The following is a 19,412-nucleotide window of genomic DNA, read 5'->3' as shown; positions in this document are numbered from 1 at the left end:
CCTGAACGAGCATCTGTTCCGGAGCCTGCCGGCGGCCCGGACCATCATCGAGGCGTGGCGGGTCGACTACAACACCTGCCGCCCGCACACGAGCCTCGGCGGGCTCACCCCGAACGCGTTTGCAACCTGACCTGACCGGTATTTTGGACCGAGCCGATTGAGAGGCTACTGCATGGTAGCGGCCATGGGTAGCCGGAAGGCCAGATCCGGGAAGGTGACAGGGGCGGGCGGCCGGTAGCCCAAGGACGAATGCGGTCGAACGCGGTTGTAGGTATTCTGCCAGATCCCAATCACGGTCTGTGCCTCCTTGAGCGAGTAGAAGATTTCTTGGCGTAGGCACTCGTCCTTCAGCTTGCCATTGAAGCTCTCACAATAGCCATTCTCCCACGGCGATCCTGGTGCGATGTACTGGATCTGTGGGCCGGTTTTGGCGACCCATTTCCGCAAAGTCTTCGAGATCATCTCCGGGCCGTTGTCGCAGCGGATGTTCTTTGGGATGCCATGCAGACACATCGCATCGGCCAGCGCCTCGATCACGCCCAGGCTGTTGATGCGCCGCGCCACCTTCAGCGCCAGGCAGGCGCGACTATACTCGTCGATCAGCGTCAGGATGCGCAGGCTTCGCCCGTCATGGGTCTGGCCCTGGACGAAGTCGAAGCTCCAGACGTGATTGCGATGGAGAGGCCGCAGCCGTACGCAGGAGCCATCGTTCAACCACAACCGGCTTCGTGGCCGATGCTTTTGCGGGACCTTAAGCCCCTCACGACGCCAGATCCGCTGAACCCGGTCCTTGCCCACCTGCCAGCCCGCTGCCTGCAGCAGCGCGGTGACACGGCGGTAGCCATAGCGCCCGTACTCGGACGCCAGGGCGACGATGGCCTGGGTCAGCGCATCCTCGTCAGCCGGCACCGTCGGCACGTAGCGTTGCGTGCCCCGGTGCTGGCCGACGATCCGGCAGGCATGGCGTTCTGAGAGACCATACTTCTCACGGATGCCGTCGACCGCCCGCCTGCGTCGTTCGGGGGCTATAAGTTTCCCAAGGCGACATCCGCCAGCACCTGCTTCTCCAGGGACAAGTCAGCCACGAGCCGGCGCAATCGCGCGTTCTCCCGCTCCAGATCCTTCATCCGACGGGCCTGGTCGATCTGCAGGCCGCCGTACTCCTTGCGCCAGCGATAGTAACTCTGCTCGGAGATCTCGGCCTCCTTGCAGGCCAGGGCCAAACTCTTGCCCTGTGCCGTTTGAACCTCGATCTGGCGCAGCTTCAGAACCACCTGCTCCGCACCCGTCTTCTGACCTCGCTTCATATCCAGCTCCTTCGGTCCTGGCTGATCCTCTCAATCAGCTCGGTCCTAAGCCAGCCGGTCAGGTCAACCACGCCTAGCACCTAGCGCAGGACCACTGGACCGTTGCCAAAGCATCCATCCGTCGGCCATGGCGAGAAGGTGCATAAGCGAGTGGCGGCAGGCCGGATGCGTTGATCGCAGAAGCATATGATGCAGCCTCTAACTCCTCCGAGGCGCGACCTTCGGCTTCCAAGCCAGCTAGCGCGACATCCCACAATATTTGTAGCAGTACATGCACGTCACTTTGGAATGTGGGGTGAGGCATGGGTTGAGTTGGAAGCCTGTCGCTAAAAGTGTATCTGGAATAAACACTTATGGCACTTAAGTGGCGGAGGTTGAGAATTCGGTTCTTTAAGCTTGAAGATCAAGCTAGTGTGACAGCAGCGAACAGACGTGGCGCGCCGTTCGCGATGAACTCTCGCCGCTTGGCGGCCAGCACCTTTGCGTAAGTCGTTTCGATCATCCGTACACTCGTCCCACAATTCTCCGCCACCACGTTTAGCGGCACGCCCGCCTCAATCGCGCGGGATATATAGGAGTGTCGTAGCGCGTAAAATGTGCCTGATGGATCGAGCTTCGCTGTTAGCAACGCCTTCTTCATTGGTCGTACCTGATGGCTCGCTCCCCAAGCGTTGCCGTCGACGCGCGGCAACAGTTGGGCATTCTTCTCGCGGCCAATCACCAGCCGTGAGAAGAACATCACCGCTTCAGGCTGCAAGATGACGATTCTTGCTCCGGTCTTACCACGCGGCACGTACAGCGTGCCGCCCTCGGCATCGAAGTGGCGGACCTGACAAGAGGCGAGTTCACCGTAGCGCGCTCCTGTCAGAAACCCTGCCGTTAGTAGGTCGCGGAAGCCGACATCATCGCAACCTTCGAGCAGGCGCAGCACCTCTGCGGACGTGAAGTGTACCTCGCGGGGCCGGCCGACTCGCTGGAATGGGCGCACTAGTCGCCAAGCGCTGTCATCAGTCAGACCGTTCGTCCGATCACCCACCGCATGGTTAAGCATCGCCTTGACGATGCTGAGCACCCTATTGGCTGTATCCTGGCTGCGGCGATGCTGCTCGGCGTCACCGCCGGCCCGCACCAAGCCATCGCGCCAAGCCTCTAGCTGGCGGCGTGTTAAGTCCTCAATGCGACTCCGACCGAAGCGAGGCAGGAAGAGGCGTTCCAAGCGGCGGCGGGCGTCGTAAGCTGTACGTTGGTTTCGAGCCTCAAGCCCAGCGAGGTAGGCCAAAGCAGCAACCTCAACGGTGAGCGGCGCCATCTGAGCCCCCTCCCCTTTCTCGCCACCCGCTGTCGTCCTCGCCTGCTGCTGCGCCTCCCAAAAAGTGAGCACGCTTCGGCCATTGCTTTCCTCGAAATCGTCGGCCTGACCAATCCGTTTGGTCCAGGAACTGCCCTTCCCATCAGCAACCCGCAGCACCCAGGTCCCTGCGGTCTCGTTACGGCGGTAGCCGAGCGACACACCGGGCGCGACGCGAGCGAAGACGGGCTTCTTGGCTACCGGCAGGCGCAGCCGGCTGGTGCGAGTTTCGAGCTTCGAAGATCGCGTGTTACGAGCCATGGTGTCCCGCCAGTGTCCCGTGAACGTGCTCGGACCATGCCACACAAAGTCGGACAGGCCAAGCGTCGGTTTGGACGAAAATCTTAATTAATCAATAGGTTAACAGGACTTAGTTGGACGTTCCTGGACGAATGGTTGCGCCCTTTCACGGCGAAAACACGGGTTCGATTCCCGTAGGGCGCGCCAGCAAAATCAGTATCTTAGCTCGATTTTACTGGCGCGGCGGCCCAATAACCCCAACTTTGGCCCAATAAGCGTCTCGGCGCTTATCGGCTTGCGAGCGGCTCAAGGCCGCACCGCGTCCCCTGCCCTCACCGCCACCCGGCCAGCACTGCGAGGCCGGTGGCGATCAGGATCCTTTCGACCAGAGCAGGAAACCGGTAGCCGCCAGTAGGAGCCATGCGGACACGCGGGCGATCCCGACTGCGGGTACTGGCTCCTCGAGGCGATCGTGGGCAGCTTCAGCCAGGATCGCGGAACACAGCGCGGTCTCTAGGCTCAGAACGGCAGCCAACCACGGCGACATTGTCGATCCCCACGAAAGAGGCCGGAGCTCGTAGGCCCCGGCCGAGTCTGGGAGGAAACGCCGCCATAAGTGTGGGGGCATCGTGCACTGGCTGGGCCAGGGCCGGGGGCGAGACACTGCCGCATGTTGCCAGCGACCCACCGTAGGCACGGTACTGGTGGGCTGCGTTGGGTATCAGTCCATCGCTAGTGAGATCGGACGCCCCCCGCCTCAAAAATCCGATTGAGGCGGGATCACATAGCAACTTATAAAAACTATAGAGATAAAAGCATTTTTGTACGGCTATCGGTAAAATTGTGCAGTGGTGCCGTCGATAAGATCGTCAAACGTGATTATATCGACGTCTCTGTAATCAGCTATAATCTCCCTCCATTCGTGCGGAGAAAAGTCCTTTCGTCTTCCAACAACGAGCCACCTACGCGGTTTATAAACTCTAAATTTGTGTTTTTCCTCAAACCATGCCCTGTTGTTGGGGTCGTCAAAATAATTAGCATATACTCGCGTTTGTGATATATATGAGTTGAGCCAAGCAGCAAAGCTTTCCCTGTTGTCTGATCCAACCACGGCGGACTTACCTATGTGTGGGAGCTTAAATTCCACGATATCTGCAAAGCCATTCGGTTGAATCATAAAAAAATCGGGCTTGATGTCGGCTTTTTGTTGACTCTGCCATTCGCACTTAATCTCCGGCTTGGCATCTACCGCACCGAATTTCATAGTAAGAATGAACTTATGGCTTTCTTCTGCAAGGAAGCGAGTTATTTCTGTCTCCCCTGAGGCGCTATTTCCCCACAGTTCGATAAATCTATTTATTATGGGCAACTTCTGGAATTTATAGTCGGTTGGCGCGGGATAGATATATCGCGAGTCAGCTTCGACCATTTGCTCTAGTGGCGCTAACGTGAATCTTATCCGATCATACTCGGCGTCTGATCCATCAAATTGTATCGGGAAGAAATCCATCCATTTCACATGCCGTGTGACGAGGCCATTTTTGTCGGCGTCGAAAAATCGACCATTGATAATTCTACTAAATTCTCCCTCGTTTGGGGTAGGAATAGGGCTGTTTAGCGCCATAATACTATTCTGAGCGGCCATATTCCAACCAAGATCGTCCAAGGCATCAAACCCTCTATTGGTTGGGCATATGAAATCTTCACTGAAATTTGGCAGGGGAAATTCAAATCCAACAGTGCTGTCATTGGGGAAGCCAATAATTTGCGCTAATAAGGGTGCGTCTGATTCTGATAAATCTTGTACGTTTACCTCCATATTTATCGTGCCCCCTTTATCTTCGTATAGTTCGGAGCCATGATATTCAAGAGCGATATGTTTTTGCCCAATATAAATTGAAACACTTGTCGGATTAACAATAAATCCGGTGACAAATTTTTTCAATTTCGGATTGCTGTAAACAATATTATAAATCGGGGTCCAGTATGTTTTCATCATACCATCGAGGAAAAATTTCGCGACATCCCGACCATCCTCGCAGAATTGAGCTTTATGATCTGATTTCACTTGGCTTTGCCTCGATTTATATTTCGATTAATTTATACGCTCGTTTAGTCGCTACACCGGCGGCTGTACCTCGTACGGCGCCAGGAATGCCACGAGATCCCGCCCGATCGCCGGATAGTGCCACACGTCACCCCACTTCGGCGTGTGACCGTGCCGGGCTTTCACCCAGTCGAAGAATAGGTCGTGGGGCACCAGAAACCACGCGCGTGCCACCGCAGGGCTGTACGGCGCTGAGGGGAACAGCATCAGCAGCTGGCGGCCGCCATAGCGGCGCCAGTCCACCAGAGGCCGGCCCTTGAGCTGTACGCCGGCCAGCGCACCAGCCGGATCACGCACCACCAGATCCTCGCCCTCGATGTCCGCTTCCGGCCGGTACACGCGGTAGCCGCAGCGGATCAGCAGCGCGGTGGTCTCGGCACGGTTTGCGGCCTCTATATGAACCCGTTGAAAGCGGGATCCGGTCTCGAGTGCATCGTTCAAAGCAGTCTCCCTGAAGCGGAGCCGGCCTACACACGAACGGTCGCCTATTAATCAGCCCTGCTCTAACTGGGCATCTAGCGCCCGGTGGATCGCGCCCGGGGCAGCCGCTTTCACGTTGCGTATCTCCCGGGCCCTGCGGGTCAGGCCAAGATCGTCGACGGCGGCAGGGGCAGCGTTCCCGGCTGGAACACTGCCGCCATGCCTGGCTTGCGAAGCGACTTCGCCTCGCTCCTTCGCGGCGTTGCACTCATCACCGTGACGGCGCTTTTTTGGGGAAGGCAATTGTTCGGACGGCGCCCGATCGTTTCAGTGGAGGCAAGGTGGTTAGGCGCCTCAGTGGCACGATTAAAGTGACAAAGAGGTGTTTACGGCAACGGCCTTCATGTTGCGTGCGCCTCCCACAACGGTAGAACCTTAGGTAGAAAATCAAGCGCGTTTGGCGCAGTTTAAAAACTGAGGCGTACCGGATGTTGATTGAGCCAAGATCGCGTTTTTTTCAGCAATACGATTTGTCGCTTCGTCCAGCATACAATGAAGGGCGAGCTATCAAATTTTTTGAAGAGGGTCCGGCTCTCGATGTTATCAGTCTTTTGCAGGGATCAATCGGCAAGGATCATGGGAAGTTAGAGCTGAAATCGAAAGACGAATGTAAAATCACAAATACGTTGATTTCAGCTGATGGTAGATACGCCGCAATACTGTTTAGGAGGAGTAGTCCAGACGCATCCACCCCTGTGTTCGGACACAGAAAACGGGCAAGCTGAGAAAGGCTGATAAGCAAGATTTGGAGGATCTTGCAGTGTCTGCGCATTTATTTGTAGACATGCTTCACGACGAGCGTCGGCCGGGAATTTATAGAGCCATAGTTGAAGAGACGCCCACGCTCGGCCGCAGCTACATACAAAGTGTGATACACAAAGTCCTTCGACATGCCGAGTATGATTACAAAGACAGAAACGGCGCTACAAAAACAACGTTTACCATCTGTGCCCTAGAAGGGTATAAATCCGCTAAAATTGAGAATGCGCTTAAAGCGGGCACAGTTCCGTTTGTGGAGTTGGTTCGTAAGGCGAAACTTTCCGGCTTTGATACTGAAGGGTTCATTCCAAAAGAGCAGAAACAAAAAGTTTTGATACGCAAAGAAGGATCGTCGCCTCTTGAAAAAATTAAGGCACTGAAAGACTGGGCGCTCCAACACGAGTGGGATGAGGTGCGCGTCCAAGTGCGTCTGCCCGATCAGCGTTCGCGTTTAGTTACGCTTGGCCGAGAAGATGACGCGGCTTCCGTCCTATTCGTCCGCGCGGAACAGGTGTACGTTGAAAGCGATCTCGATGTGTGTTGCGAAAATGTCGAGCCGCAGTTGATGGAAGAGGCGCTTAAGATTTTCGCTAAGGACTGGGGCATGCAAACCAAGGTTTAGCTATGTGGAAAATATTTTATCCCTTGAGATATTTCCGTCTTTTAAATCGAGAGAAGACATATCTCGACTTGATCCCAACGTCTGCGTTGGCAGTTGTAATATGGTTGCCATTCGTTGCGTTGAATAATGCGATATTTTTCTCACCGAATGGATTTCTCGATAAAATTTTGACCCTGGCTTCGTGTTTGACCGGATTTTATATCGCTGCGTTGGTTGCTGCGGCAACATTCGCGCACCCGGATCTTGATAAGGTCATCAGATCAGGCCCTATTGCTCTTGTTGAAAAAGGGTCTGACGGAAGTAGGATCCAATATTATTTGACGCGACGGGAATTTGCTTGCGCTATATTTGGATATCTTTCTTTTTCAGCGTTGACCATATCATTAGCTTGCGCGCTTGCAATAGGCCTAAGCGGAGCAGATGTTCCGGCTCAGGTAATTCCATACGTGCCTGCAATTCGAGCTACTATTTCTTTATTGTACTGTTTAATGATATCGCATCTATTCATAGCGACATGCGTCGGATTATACTACCTTATGGATCGCTTATATAGGCATGATCAGCAAATCATAACGAAGAAAACTGATATCAACGATCGCGTTGCCTAAGACTGCTCGGAGGTATTCCAGCGCGCGACAATCCGCCTTCCGCCGGCGAAATTGCGACGATTGAAGCCAAGTTTGGACTGAAGGCCTCCAGGGCGGCCCGTAGCGTCGCTTCGTTCTGCCAGGGGCCGGCGGTGAAGAGGGACGGCACAGGATGCCGTCCCTTGCCCGGCAGAACCTCCAGGGTGCGATAATGCGCCCCGCCGCAGTCGACGGGACCGATTAAGGGCAGTGCCGCCGGATCCAGGGCGTAGAGCCGCCTGGCTGGCGGCTTCAGCCCGATCCGCACCTATCGCGGATCCGAGCGACTTCGCCCCAAGTCATAGTGCAAAAGCCTGATGGTGTTGGGCGAGGGTACCATCCACGAGCTGCGCGGGCTGGCTTGCCTGACGCTGGCGCCAATCAGCCAGATGTACCGGGAGCGGTCAGGGCCGCTCATGGCGGCCATAGACGCCTGTAACGCCCGCTGGGGCCCGCGGCGCCGTGGTGCCGGCCCGGGGGCGGGGCTGGTGGCCAAACGAGGCTGGAACACGAAGTTCGAGATGCGCACATCGCGCTACACCACCCAGGTGGGCGAGCTGCCGGTGGCCCACGCTTGACGGGAGCGCTGGCGGCCATGCCCGTATCCACGGGCCATGTTCATTCCAGCCGCCCAGGCCAGCAGCCCTGCCAAATCCCGCAGGCTGCGCTGCTGGTAAATCCATGGTGCCAACGGGCTGTGCTGGTGGTCGGCGCACTGGAAGTGGAAGAATATTGGGCCTCAGAGTTATTTGCATGGATGTCATTGCGCGCTTTGCAAGTACAGATCCGCGTACACGGATCATGTACAGCACATCAATTGGTCGAGTCAATTGACAATAAGAATTCTCGGAGTATGTCTTTAGTGCATTGGATAAACGGTGGCGCTGCCTGGCGAAGCTCTTGCGCTGCGGCAGGGCGGTGTAATTGGCCACTCGTGCAGAGCAGGAAAGGGCTAATAAATGCCAGTCGTTCGCTATGGTGATAAGCAGAAGCTTGAAAATCTGGATCGATCAATTAAGGCTTTAGTTGATCTTAATGCCGGCCATCCCATGGACGATCCCGACAAGCCGATGAACGAATTTATCGGCATTCTGAACGAAACGGCCCGCAAGCCGATCGTAAACGACGTGCAATTGCGGATCCTGTGCACAGGTATCGAGTACCTGATGGAAGAGCCCCCCAGATCGCCCCACGGTTCAATCGAGGCTGCGATGGATGCGGCGATGCGAGAGGCCATTCGCGTGGCTGAAACGCCCCTGCAGGGAGCCTTGCTGGCCCTCGTGCAGCACCAGCTTAAAGGCCACCGCGTCGAGCCGTTGAACGGCTAGGACTGCCTGGCAGGTACCGCATCGTGCGGCGGCAACTGCGGTGTGCCGTTTCCTGCTGTGGCGGCCGGATTTCCCCGCCGCCCGGGCATGCCGCCAGAAGCCGCCCGCATATCCAAGGAGAGCCGCAGCACGTTGGCGCCGCCTTGAAGCTCTCCATTCCACACAGCGCCGGCATTTGAGTACAGGCGCCAAGATCGAAAGAAGAGCGCCGATCTAATACAGCGCTAGGCCTTGCTCGGCGCTGCCGTCGAGGTTACGCGTCGAAACATTGCCCACGGGCAGGGAGTGCAGCCGCCGCGCGATAGACCCTGAAAAGCAGACGGCCCCACCCCGGCAAGGGTGAGGCCGTCCAAAACCCGGGCCTTTGAGAGCCTAGATCACAATCTCTCAGAAGCCACACGGCGCCTTGAGCGTCAAGTCGGGACCACCGTTCCGACATCGGGAGTGCTTTGCCTGGACCCTAGCCGCGGCCCGTAAGGGACCGGGAACGGATGGACGTGTTCGATGAGATGCGCCGGGCCGTAGAGGCCGCGGCCGCCGATCGGCTGGGCAAAGTCGCGGCAGCTGTCTGGCGTGCCTACGGCGCCGGCGGCCTTTCCGATGAGCAGGCCGAACAACTGGATGGGCTCATGGCCGCCCGCCGGCGGATCGCCCAGGCCGTGCCTACCAAGGCGCGAACCCTGGGGGCTGCCTGCGCCCAGCTGGTGCCGGCAGCTGCCCCTGCCCCTGATGGGCAGGGGACAGCGCCTGCCCGCGCGCACCCGCGCACGGGGTCGCGTCCCCGCACTTCCGAGAGCAAAGCCCGGCGCCGGCGCTGGGCCGCATCTGGGTACCTGCCCCCAAGGCTGTCGGAAGCGTTCACCCCCGGGGAACAGGCGGTGATGGCCGTGGTGGGCAAGCACATCGCGGCCCGCGGCGTCTGCAACCTGGCCATGGGCCACATCGCGGCCCTCGCCGGCGTCTCGATCACCACCGCCAAGCGCGCGATGCGCCAGGCCGTGCTGGTGGGCCTGGTGACCATCGAACTGCGGCGCGTCACAGGGTTTCGGAACGACACCAACCTGGTCCGCATCGCCAGCGCCGAATGGGCGGCCTGGCTGCGCCTACGGCTGCCCCGCAGCGCCCGCCCGGACTTGGTGGGAGGGGGGCAATTAGCTGCTGGCACGGGTGTCAGAGTTCCTTCTAAGGGTCGGGAGGGTCTCGGAAATTTCGGCCACAGGCCCATTGCGCGGCCCGACGGCACCATCCGGCCTGCAGCGCGCGGTGCGGGCGCCTAGGCCGGCCGCCCGCTCGTGGAAAGCGGCGAGCGGCCGGCCCAGGCTTGTGGGGTTGGAGCTCAACCATGCGGCCGTAAGGCCAGCGGAACCGGCATGATGCTGCCGGGAGGCGGCTGTTTGCCTCAGCCGCGCGGGCCAGCGGGGGTCGTGCGCGGGTCGTACATCGCACACAGCCAGGCCGTGGCATCATGCCGGCGGTCGATAGCCGAACGAGCGGAGCAATGCGCCACCCCAGCAAGGCTGACATCATGGCAACAGAGATGCGGTGCATCTACTGCGCGGCCCCGCACACCACGGTCGAGCACATGCCGCCCATCTCCATGTTCCGGGGACGGAATAGACCCTACGGGCTGATGTTCGCCGGGTGCGCAGCTTGCAACAACGGCACCGGCGCCGCGGATCTCGTGGCCGGCTTCATCGCACGGCTAAGCCCACGGTACTATCAAGACGATTGGAAGATTGCGGAGGCGAGGGCGCGCAGCGGCATACTTGAGGCCCAGGCACCCGGGTTCCTTTCCGAGTTCTTCGACCGGAGCCAGCGTAGCGTTGAATGGCTCCCTGGTCCTGGCGGGATCCGCCGCCCGATGATCATCATGTGCCAGGAAGGGCCGCTGCTGCGCGCCTACCTCGACGTGTTCGCCGCAAAGCTCGGGATGGCGCTCTATCGCCATCACTGCGGCCACCCCTTGCCGCCGGATGGCTTCGTCATGTGCGGGGCGTACCTCAACGCCGGTCTAGCGCCCGACACGGCCAAGGCGTTCCTGTCGATCATGCCCGACCAGTCGGGGCTGAGACAGGGCCGGCGCAACCACGCGGATGACCAGTTCATCTATCGCTTCAACACGGATGGCCGTTCCGTGGTCGCCGCGCTGGCCCAGTTCCACGATGGGCTCTACGTCAGCACCATGGCCTTCGGAACCACCAATCCATATGGCCAGCTGCCGCTGCTGCCGCACCACCGGCGCGCGCGGCCCGGCGATCTACCTACCATGATGCCGTTCCGGTCCCGGCCGTGGGACGTTCAGCGGGGGCTACTGGTCAAGCCGCCCGCGCCTTCGCCATTCTAAGCCCCGCCTTCCGCCGGCAGATCCGTAGGCCGATTGCAGCCAGCTTCGGCCCCAGACCCACCAAGGCCTCGCGCAACGCTTCCTCGTCGCCCCAGCTGCCCGCGGCGACCAGCGCCGCGGCTGGGTGCCTTCCACCAGCGGCCAGCGGCTCCAAGGTTTTCACCACCCTGGCGGCCGTGCCGATGCCGCCCCGCGGCCCGCGGAGCACCAAGCTGGCCGTGTCCGTAGCGAACAAGCGCCCCGCAGGCGACCGCAATCCAGGCTGTACCTGGGCCGCCGGGGCCCGGGCAGCAGCCCCGTTCCTGGCGACGGTTTCGGCCTTTCCCCGTAGCTGCGGAATCGTCCAAGATGCAGTCGGCCCATAAGGCGGGGAAACCAGCGCCGTGCGGATTGGAACGTGGAACGTCGAGTACGCCACCGGCGCCGGCAAGAACGCGCGGCGGCGCGAAGTGCTGCAGCTGCACAACTGCGACGTTTGGGTTCTGACGGAGACACACGACGAGTTGGCCCCATCGGTGGGTCACACAGCAGTTCATAGTGACCAGCGGCCGACAGGGCGGCTGGGCGGGCGCTGGGCGTCCATCTGGACCCGCTACCCGGTGTTGCAGCGGCTTGAAGTCGTTGATCCGCGGCGCACCGTGGCAGCCGTGGTGGAGGCGCCGAAAGGTCCGCTCATCGTCTACGGTACAGTGATGCCCTGGCACGACGATCGCGGCGATGCCGAACCGGGCACGCCACTACGCAACTGGTCCGAGATGCATCGTGTCGTCGTTCAGCAGGGGCAGGAGTGGGCTGCGCTGCGGCGACAGTATCCCAGGGCGGATCTATGTGTGGCCGGCGACCTGAACATGAACCTGGGCGGCAAGCATTATTACGGCACGGCCCAGAGCCGCCAGCTGCTGCGCGAGGCCATGGCTGCCTGTGACCTATTCTGCGCGACGGAGACCGAGCGAGTACCCGCCGGAAAGCTGGCACACCCGCCGATCGATCACGTGCTGCTACCCGCGGCCTGGGAGCCGCATGCCGCAGCGATTGCGGCCTGGGAGGGCAAAACCGGACAGGAACCGCGATTGAGTGATCACAGCGGATTGGCGGTCGAGGTAGATCTCATGGCCGCGCCTTCTCCATCCTGAGCCCGGCCTTCCGGCGATCGACCCAGGGGCCGGCCGCTCGCCCGAACCATCGCCCGTTGGATCAGGCTCTCGGCGTTGGCAAACAGCACCATCTCGGCGCGGTCTGGGCTCTTATGGCCCAGCCGGTCCCCGACCTCGCGCAGTAGCACCATGTAGTCCGGATAGGCCCGGTCTTTCAGGAGGCGGCGGGCCCCGCGGTGCTCGATGCGCACCCATCCCTGGAACGCGCGCACCGCATTGTTGCGGCTCAGCAGATCAGGGAACAGAATTGGATCGGCACCTCCCGAAATTTGCAGCGCATTCAGGGCGGCTGACACCCGAGCGTCGAAGATCGCGTATCGGGCGGGATTGCGCATGGCCAGGATCTTGGACCACGTGGCCACACCAGCAAGAGCGGCGCCTTCCAGTTCATCCTCTGGCAGCAGCACATAGCCCTGTAGGGTCTCATCTTTGTTGGCGTAGATCCCGCCCCAACGGCCCACGTACCACCGCGCAAGTGCAGCTCGATCGGATCCCGACAGGTGCCATGCGTCGGACAACAAGCGCTTCAGCTGCACGTTGGCATCGGCCAGGGATAGGCCCGAGGAGTTGAACGGCGCGACCGGCGCGCCGGTCGGGATCTTCCACCTGTAGGTTTCCGGCAGGCGCATGCTCTCCTGCTCGACGTAGGGCGTCAGAAGGTCGGCAAGGGCCGCGAGCGTTGCGCCGTCGAGGGCGATACCAGATGGGCGTCTCACAGGTGTCGTTCTCCGCGCGCAACTGCGGCATCGGACAACCTGTGGTGCTATATTGTCAAGCTCGGGGTCCTACCGAGCAATGCTTAACTTGGCTGCCAGGACGTGCGCCATGGGTGCTGACAGAACGCCGCGTCCACGACACGATTGTTGCGGCGCACCCTATATCTTCCGCAGCGCACACTGGGTTCTGCCCGGTGCTGTATGGAGAACCCTATGTCGACCTTGAAAGATCGCGCTGCTGCACGCGTCGTACTCGTGCCCGAGGCCGTTGCACCCGGTTACGCGGAGACGATGGCGCAACTGCCGCGTGTGCAGATTACTAGGCGCCGCCCATCTTCAGGCCGTAACCTGCCGGCGGTGGGCTCGTTCGGCTGAGCAGCAGGCTTGCCCTTTGGGGCATGCCGACCTCACCTTCGCGATCCTTAGCCCCGCCTTCCGGCAGTCGATCCGCAGGCCCAGGGCCGCCAGTTTCCCGCCCAGGGCGGCCAGGGCCTCGCCCAGCGCCCATTCGTCTTGCCAGCCACCCGCTGCCACCAAATGCGGCCGTGGGTGCCGGCCGGCAGCAGCCAAGGGCGCTAGAGTGCGCACGATCCGCTCGGTTGTACCCAGGCCGCCCGCTGGACCGCGCAGCAGCAGGGCGGCCTCATCTACCGCGAACAGGCGGCCAGGAGGGGACTGCAGGGCCGGCATAATTGCCGGGACGTTGCCTGCGCGGCCGCGGTAGTCCTAGCGGCCTCCTCGGCATTCACCTTCTGCTTCGCGATCGTCTTCGACGATGGGTGGTAGATAAATTGCGCAGCAGCTCCGCCTGCTGCCTTCGCATCAGTGAGCGCCACCGGACGGTAGAGGTTTGTTGCAGCTGCGAGCGCGCAGTCAGAGTAGAGCGCTGCCGACTGTTGCCAGCGATACTCCTCCCAGTTCGATGTCCCGGCGCCGCCACGTGAAGCAGTGCGAGAATGGCCGGCACGTTCGAAAGAACGAATTAATCCACGGGATAATGCTTTATTCAGCGCGTCTTACTATCCTCGATGCTGTCTTAGAAAAAAAGCTTGACAATATTCATTGCGATTTCGCTTGCAAATGATGATTTGCATCCTCTATGGTTCAGGGCGTGGTCCAGTCCGAGCCGCTGGGAGATAGTGAACTCTCGCGGACGGGCGGTGGATATGGATGTTGCTGATGATTTTTGATCACAGCAATACGTTTGGCGCGTGGTGTATTCTTTGTGCGCGTCTTTGCGCTGGTGTGCCGCGATCGGTGCCAGCTTGCTGAAGCTGATCCGCAATGCACACACCGGGTCGGGCCAGCTCTAACTGGAGCACCGGCACTTTTTCTCCCAGGTGTATGCCGGCATGGCCGGCTTCACCTTCATGAACAAAACTGAATTTGCTTAACTAAAGTTGCTCCTTCGTTGTGATCTGGACTATCGAGAGGAGGTTTACATGGCTTTTGGAATGTCTCTTCATATTGGATTAAACGCCGTATCCAAGCCAAAATATGATAACTGGGAAGGCAGGTTGAGGGCCTGCGAAAACGACGCTCTGCTTATGGCTGAAATCGCACGGTCTAGAGGTTTTGAATCAAAAACGCTTATAACAGCCGGCGCGACATCGGACGCAATACTAAACAGTATAATAGATGCATCTCAAAAACTTGAGTCGGGTGATACGTACCTGCTGAGCTATTCCGGGCACGGGGGGCAAATAAGAGATGTAAACGGCGATGAAACTCAAGATGGCATGGATGAAACATGGTGTGCCTTCGATCGTATGATTATTGACGATGAGTTATATAGTCTCTGGTATCGATTTAATCCCGGCGTCCGCATAGTAGTATTTTCCGATAGTTGTCACAGTGGCTCAGTCGTCAGAAATATGTCAGGCCTCGGTTTCGATATTATTGAAGAATCTCAGAGAAACTATATCATAAACATTAATGCTAGACCTGAGATATTTCGGGCAGCTAAGGAAGCGGAGGAAGATGCTCCCCTCCCAAAATTTGCGCCGGATGATGTTTCCGTGGCCACTTACGGCCGAGCCAAAGAATTTTATGACTCTTTGCAATGGCATTGCGATCTGCCTTCGAAAGAACGCTCCCCATCCGCGTCCGTACTTTTGATATCCGGCTGCCAGGATAATCAGCTATCTCTTGATGGGCGAATAAACGGTGCTTTTACAGCCGCTTTGAAAGCAGCTTGGAGTGAAGGCGCTTTCAATGGTTCATATAGAGACTTCTGGAAAAAAATACAAAGTTTCTTACCCCCTACGCAGAGCCCAAACTTCTATACTGTCGGGGCTCCGAACCCCCAATTGGAGCTCTCAGCGCCATTCTCGATATAAAAGGGGATGCCGTCCGATAAAATTGAATGTCAGAGTAAATTGTAGTAAACTTGCAAAGGAGGCGACAATGGAAATCGTGGATATCAACTCCGTGATTGCAAAAATCAACGATCCTGAAGTTCAAAAGCGGGCGCTTGTAGCATCTCGGAGGGCAATTATTGCACAGCTAAAGCAGGATGGGGTCGAATTAACACCCGAAGTAATCACAAGTTTAATCAATATTCAAGCAAATGCGAAGGATGAAGGTACGGCCGCCATTTTGGGCGTTGTTGTTGGCGCGGCCCTATTCTGCGATATTAGGCTTAAAAGCGATATCCAGTTGAAGGGTAGAACATCTTTGGGGATAAATTTATATGAGTTTTCTTATAAGGGCGCACCCGAACGGTGGCTTGGAGTGATCGCGCAGGAAGTCTTAGAAATTGTTCCCGATGCAGTTGCGGAGCACCCGACGGGATTTTTAATAGTCGATTACAATAAACTTCTTGATGTCAGGCTCTAATTTCGACAATAATCTGTTTAGGCCTGCGTGAGCAAACGCAGGCCTACGGTATCGCCTCGGGCAATCTATCTGTTATGCCGTAATACGCTGCTCATTTGTTCGTCCACGGCCGATCGAGTTTAATTTGGAGGGGACGAATACGCGGCCCCGTAGCGTGGTTCGGCAGCACGGCATAACAGAGTAGACCCAAACCAGACCGAGCGCTCGTGGGTCTGGAAGCCCAAGTTCGGTTATAGTACTGAAAGATTACGACCAGATCTTGAAGTGCAACCGATTAGTAGACCCTCGCTGTATGGGGCACCAACTGGCGCCGCCTGGTCGATCTTATGCAACGGCGTAAGATGGAATCTAAATAAAGAGTGCCGGCTTGCGACCTTGAACAGTGCATCGCCTTTCGGCGGCAGGGCTTGCAGGTCACTATTCGCTATCGGACTGCCGCGCGTCGTCTTCAATGTTTGTCCTGTCTTACTGGCAAGACCGCCACGGCCGGCCAGTAGCTCGTGAAATCAGGCGCCGGCAGGCTTGTCGGCCGAGTAGCGGCCGCGGTACACACGATGGCTCTCAGGCGGCGGCAGGGCTCGCACGGGCTGCTCGTCCGCAGGGAGGAGCCTCGTCTCGACGGCGCGCATGGGCTCGTCGCGTGGGGCCTGGGCGCGCAGCGCTGCGATCCGTGCGAGCACATCTGCGGGCCGGATGGTGCCTTGGTGGGGGCGATCGACCGGCTGGTAATAGGCGGCTTCACCGAACCGGAGGCCAGGCAGCATCAATCGCTCCGCAAGCCGATCGGGGACGGAGCCGTAATCGGCCGGGATGTACTTTTGCTCGGTGAACCGGCGTAGTTCGACCTCGTGTCCCTCGCGAAGGGGATGGCCTTCGATCGGGATCATGCCGCGGCCGTTGCCGGCCGCTCTCACTTCACCCTGATCGAAGGTGCCAGGCCGGATCTGCCCAACCCGGACCCAGCGCTCTACCGTAACCTCGCCGACGATCTCCTCAGGCTCACCCGGCCGGTTGCGGACGCGAGCCTCGACACCTGGGATCGCCGCGGTCCCTTCGGGGCGATCGGCGTTGGCAGCCTGCACCAGCTGGTCGGCCCGCGTGACCACCATGAGCAGGGCGACCAAATCGCCAGCCAGCTTGGGGTACAACTCGCCAAGGGCTGCCGCGGCGTCGTCCGCCTCCCGGCTGGCCTCCTGAAAACGCATGACCCGCGCCGCCTCGGCCTCCCGGGCTTGGGCATCGGCAAGGCGCGCGCTCAACGCATCGATCAGGGCTGTAGCCCTATCGATGCGTACACCAGCCTCGCGCCGGGCAGCGTCCAGCTGCAGAAGCCCGGCCTCATCGGCGGTTAGCAACGCGCCGCGATAGGCCTCCTCGGCCGCCGCCTGGGCTGCCTGGGCGGCGGCAAGTTCGGCCTCAGCGGCCGGTAGCGATGGTGCCAGTTCGCCCGTGGTGGCGTCTTCGCGCTGGGCGAGGCCGAACAGGTTTTTTAAGGCGCGGATCATCGGGCCGCTCCCACCGTCGCGTTGACCTCGGCCACAACCTCATCCCAGGAGAAAGCTTCAGCCTGGGCGGTGGACGGCGTGGCCTGCTGGCCCTCGCCACCGGCGGCCGGAACACCGGCATGGCGTTGGCCCAAGCCGAGGCGGGCGTTCTGCTCCCCGATCACCTCGGCCCACATGTCCGAGCTGGCCTGGGCCGAGGTGGCGCCGGGTTGGCGCGCGTTCGATGTCACTGCGGGTGCTCCCTGCGGGGTGGTGGTGGTGATGCGGCCGCCGGCCAGGTCGGCCAACGCGCCTTCAAAGGTGCCGACTTCGTCGGCGAGGCCGGCGGCGACGGCCGCGGCGCCCATGTAGGTGCTGGCCTCCGTGGCCCGGATAGCCGCGGCGGACAGGTTCTTGCGACCGGCGGCCACCGCCTCTACGAATGCCCCGTAGAAGGCCTCGATCTCGGCGTGCAGGCGATCGCGGACGGCCTCGGGCAGCGCCTGGTAGGGGTTCCCATCTACCTTGTGGGCCCCCGCGAAGATGAAGGTCGGCTTCACCCCGGCCTTGGCCAAGGCGCCAGAGTAGTCCGCGTGTAGCATCACCACGCCGATCGAACCCGAGATGCCGGTGGGAGTGGTGACGATGCGAGTGGCGGCGCTCGCGATCGCGTAAGCCGCGCTGGCGGCCATGCCGTTCACCACAGCCACCACGGGCTTCCTGGCCGCCACCTGCTGGACGATGGCTGCTGTTTCGAAGCAGCCGATGGCCTCGCCGCCGGGGCACTCCATGTCGAGCAAGACCGCACGGGTGCGGGGATCCTCGGCCGCGGTGGCCAACTGGAACTTCAGGCCCTCGTACGACACCAGGCCGCTGCTGGCGCCGATCCAAGCGCCGCGGTTCACGGTGCTGCCGATCACAGGGATGATGGCGGTGCCCTCGGCGGTTCGCCGGTAAGGCAGCGTACCCCGGCCGCCGGTCGGATCCTGATCGACCCGGCTGCCTACTAACCGGCTTGCGGCCGGGGCGAGGCCCGAAGCGTCGATACCGATGCGGCCGCCGAGAACGGCGGCGATGGTCTCAAGCTTAGACGGCAGCAGCATCAGCGGGCGGTTCAACACCAAGCTGGCGATGTGGTGCAGGGTGGCAGCCATCAGCGCGCGCCCCGGCGATCGGTGGCGGGCTCCTGGGCGCTGTGGCAGCCGCGCTCCAGCGCGTCTGCCACGGCCTCCCGGACCTTGCTCGCGACCGATTTGCCCTCACGGCGGGCGGCATCGGCCACGGCCCGCTTCAAGTCGAGCGGCACCCCAACGTAAAGGTTTTCGGTGCAGAGATCGCGCGATGGCGAGTAGGGCAGGTGCTGTACCATGCGCCAAAGCTACCGCCCTTCAGGCAAAAGCGGCAGGCGCCATCTTTATACGTCTTTGGCCAAATTTTCCGTTCAGCCTCTCAATACGGCTCTCCGCTTTCGATGACCCGGCGAACACGATCCGTGTACACCAACCAGCGCGAGTTTTTGAAGCCCGCTGGCTGGACCGCCAGTTTCGCGCGATCGGGATACGCCTCCTGGTATCGCACCAGGAGGCTGCTCAAGCGCTTTTCCGATATCCCAAGCTCGTGTGCTGCCTGCGCCTTGGATTGCTTCTGCTCAGCGAACGGGTCGGCACTGGGGCTGCCCGGCCTCGCCGGGGCGCCTTCAAGCTCGGCCAGGAGCGTGCGCACCCTGGCGTCGTACTGTGCGTGCGTAGCCTGCAGATCGGCGCGGATTTCCTCTGCCGTCCGTCCCTGCCGTGCGAGCTGAAAAACCACGCCATTCATACGGACTGGATAGCACATTAGGTCAATAAAATCAGTGGTTTGTGCGCAACTGCTGCCTGCTAGATTGGGGCTTTTCGTGGGCTCGGGACGCCTGGAAAAGCAGGCCTCGGCCGAGAAAGGAAAATGGCAATCTGGGGGAGGTGAAAACGCGCAAGTCCCGGGCTGCGCGTCGGCGCGGGCCCTCCCAGCCTTTGTACGGTCCCTTAAGTGTCTCGGGGCGGACACGGGGGGTGTCACAGCC

At 60.0% G+C, this 19,412-nt stretch carries 18 protein-coding genes; 9 read left to right on the top strand and 9 right to left on the bottom strand.

Annotated elements, in window-relative coordinates:
* The coding region (locus tag AAHG09_RS16165; RefSeq protein WP_342108462.1) for an integrase core domain-containing protein at positions 1-130 on the top strand (130 nt) is incomplete at its 5' end.
* 35 nt (positions 131-165) lie between these two features.
* Here the strand turns inward: AAHG09_RS16165 and AAHG09_RS16160 are convergent.
* The 4 genes from AAHG09_RS16160 to AAHG09_RS16145 form a co-directional block, all read right to left on the bottom strand.
* Positions 166-1,307, bottom strand: a protein-coding gene (locus tag AAHG09_RS16160; protein ID WP_342108453.1) for an IS3 family transposase whose coding sequence is annotated in 2 segments (ribosomal slippage) — positions 166-1,040 and positions 1,040-1,307 — 1,143 coding nt in all. Because the reading frame shifts where the segments join, the coding sequence is not laid out codon by codon here.
* A 403-nt stretch (positions 1,308-1,710) separates the two neighbouring features.
* Positions 1,711-2,916, bottom strand: a complete 1,206-nt coding sequence (locus AAHG09_RS16155; protein WP_342108452.1) for a tyrosine-type recombinase/integrase — start codon at positions 2,914-2,916, stop codon at positions 1,711-1,713.
* Between the two features lie 808 nt (positions 2,917-3,724).
* The gene (locus tag AAHG09_RS16150; RefSeq protein WP_342108451.1) at positions 3,725-4,963 is read right to left on the bottom strand and encodes a Shedu anti-phage system protein SduA domain-containing protein; all 1,239 of its coding nucleotides are present in this window, start codon (positions 4,961-4,963) and stop codon (positions 3,725-3,727) included.
* A gap of 51 nt (positions 4,964-5,014) precedes the next feature.
* Positions 5,015-5,443, bottom strand: a complete 429-nt coding sequence (locus AAHG09_RS16145; protein ID WP_342108450.1) for a hypothetical protein — start codon at positions 5,441-5,443, stop codon at positions 5,015-5,017.
* A gap of 799 nt (positions 5,444-6,242) precedes the next feature.
* Between AAHG09_RS16145 and AAHG09_RS16140 the strand changes: the two genes are divergently transcribed.
* From AAHG09_RS16140 to AAHG09_RS16115, 6 genes are all read left to right on the top strand, one after another.
* On the top strand, positions 6,243-6,863 hold the full coding sequence (locus AAHG09_RS16140) for a hypothetical protein (protein ID WP_342108449.1): 621 nt from the start codon (positions 6,243-6,245) through the stop codon (positions 6,861-6,863).
* Positions 6,864-7,806: 943 nt separating this feature from the next.
* Entirely contained in the window at positions 7,807-8,067 is a 261-nt protein-coding gene (locus AAHG09_RS16135) for a DUF4113 domain-containing protein (RefSeq protein ID WP_412760047.1), read from the top strand.
* A gap of 381 nt (positions 8,068-8,448) precedes the next feature.
* Entirely contained in the window at positions 8,449-8,817 is a 369-nt protein-coding gene (locus AAHG09_RS16130) for a hypothetical protein (protein WP_342108448.1), read from the top strand.
* 491 nt (positions 8,818-9,308) lie between these two features.
* The gene (locus tag AAHG09_RS16125; protein ID WP_342108447.1) at positions 9,309-10,094 is read left to right on the top strand and encodes a helix-turn-helix domain-containing protein; all 786 of its coding nucleotides are present in this window, start codon (positions 9,309-9,311) and stop codon (positions 10,092-10,094) included.
* Positions 10,095-10,315: 221 nt separating this feature from the next.
* Positions 10,316-11,161 carry a hypothetical protein gene (locus AAHG09_RS16120; protein ID WP_342108446.1) on the top strand — a complete coding sequence of 282 codons (846 nt, stop codon included), beginning with the start codon at positions 10,316-10,318 and terminating at the stop codon, positions 11,159-11,161.
* Positions 11,162-11,544: 383 nt separating this feature from the next.
* Positions 11,545-12,294, top strand: coding sequence for an endonuclease/exonuclease/phosphatase family protein (locus AAHG09_RS16115; protein ID WP_342108445.1), 750 nt, complete (start codon positions 11,545-11,547; stop codon positions 12,292-12,294).
* Here AAHG09_RS16115 and AAHG09_RS16110 read toward each other — a convergent pair.
* Positions 12,240-13,031, bottom strand: coding sequence for a hypothetical protein (locus AAHG09_RS16110; protein ID WP_342108444.1), 792 nt, complete (start codon positions 13,029-13,031; stop codon positions 12,240-12,242). The genes AAHG09_RS16115 and AAHG09_RS16110 overlap by 55 nt on opposite strands.
* 1,442 nt (positions 13,032-14,473) lie before the next feature.
* On the opposite strand from AAHG09_RS16110, the gene AAHG09_RS16105 reads away from it, so the two are divergent.
* Together AAHG09_RS16105 and AAHG09_RS16100 are read left to right on the top strand one after the other, a co-directional pair.
* Entirely contained in the window at positions 14,474-15,370 is an 897-nt protein-coding gene (locus AAHG09_RS16105) for a caspase family protein (protein WP_342108442.1), read from the top strand.
* A 67-nt stretch (positions 15,371-15,437) separates the two neighbouring features.
* Positions 15,438-15,869 carry a tail fiber domain-containing protein gene (locus AAHG09_RS16100; protein WP_342108441.1) on the top strand — a complete coding sequence of 144 codons (432 nt, stop codon included), beginning with the start codon at positions 15,438-15,440 and terminating at the stop codon, positions 15,867-15,869.
* Positions 15,870-16,375: 506 nt separating this feature from the next.
* On the opposite strand, the gene AAHG09_RS16095 is transcribed toward AAHG09_RS16100, so the two are convergent.
* From AAHG09_RS16095 to AAHG09_RS16080, 4 genes are all read right to left on the bottom strand, one after another.
* Positions 16,376-17,374 (bottom strand): hypothetical protein, encoded by a 999-nt coding sequence (locus tag AAHG09_RS16095; RefSeq protein WP_342108440.1) that lies wholly within the window; start codon positions 17,372-17,374, stop codon positions 16,376-16,378.
* Complete coding sequence (locus tag AAHG09_RS16090) at positions 17,371-18,507, bottom strand: S49 family peptidase (RefSeq protein ID WP_342108439.1); 1,137 nt, start codon at positions 18,505-18,507, stop codon at positions 17,371-17,373. The genes AAHG09_RS16095 and AAHG09_RS16090 overlap by 4 nt, the downstream gene beginning before the upstream one ends.
* Positions 18,507-18,722, bottom strand: coding sequence for a hypothetical protein (locus tag AAHG09_RS16085; protein WP_342108437.1), 216 nt, complete (start codon positions 18,720-18,722; stop codon positions 18,507-18,509). Before AAHG09_RS16085 ends, AAHG09_RS16090 begins: the two co-directional genes overlap by 1 nt.
* An 80-nt stretch (positions 18,723-18,802) precedes the next feature.
* Positions 18,803-19,162, bottom strand: a complete 360-nt coding sequence (locus AAHG09_RS16080) for a hypothetical protein (RefSeq protein WP_342108436.1) — start codon at positions 19,160-19,162, stop codon at positions 18,803-18,805.
* Positions 19,163-19,412: the final 250 nt, after the last annotated feature.

The organism is Methylobacterium guangdongense, from assembly GCF_038442355.1.
GTDB lineage: Bacteria > Pseudomonadota > Alphaproteobacteria > Rhizobiales > Beijerinckiaceae > Methylobacterium > Methylobacterium guangdongense.
This window is presented reverse-complemented; position numbering and strand designations above follow the sequence as displayed.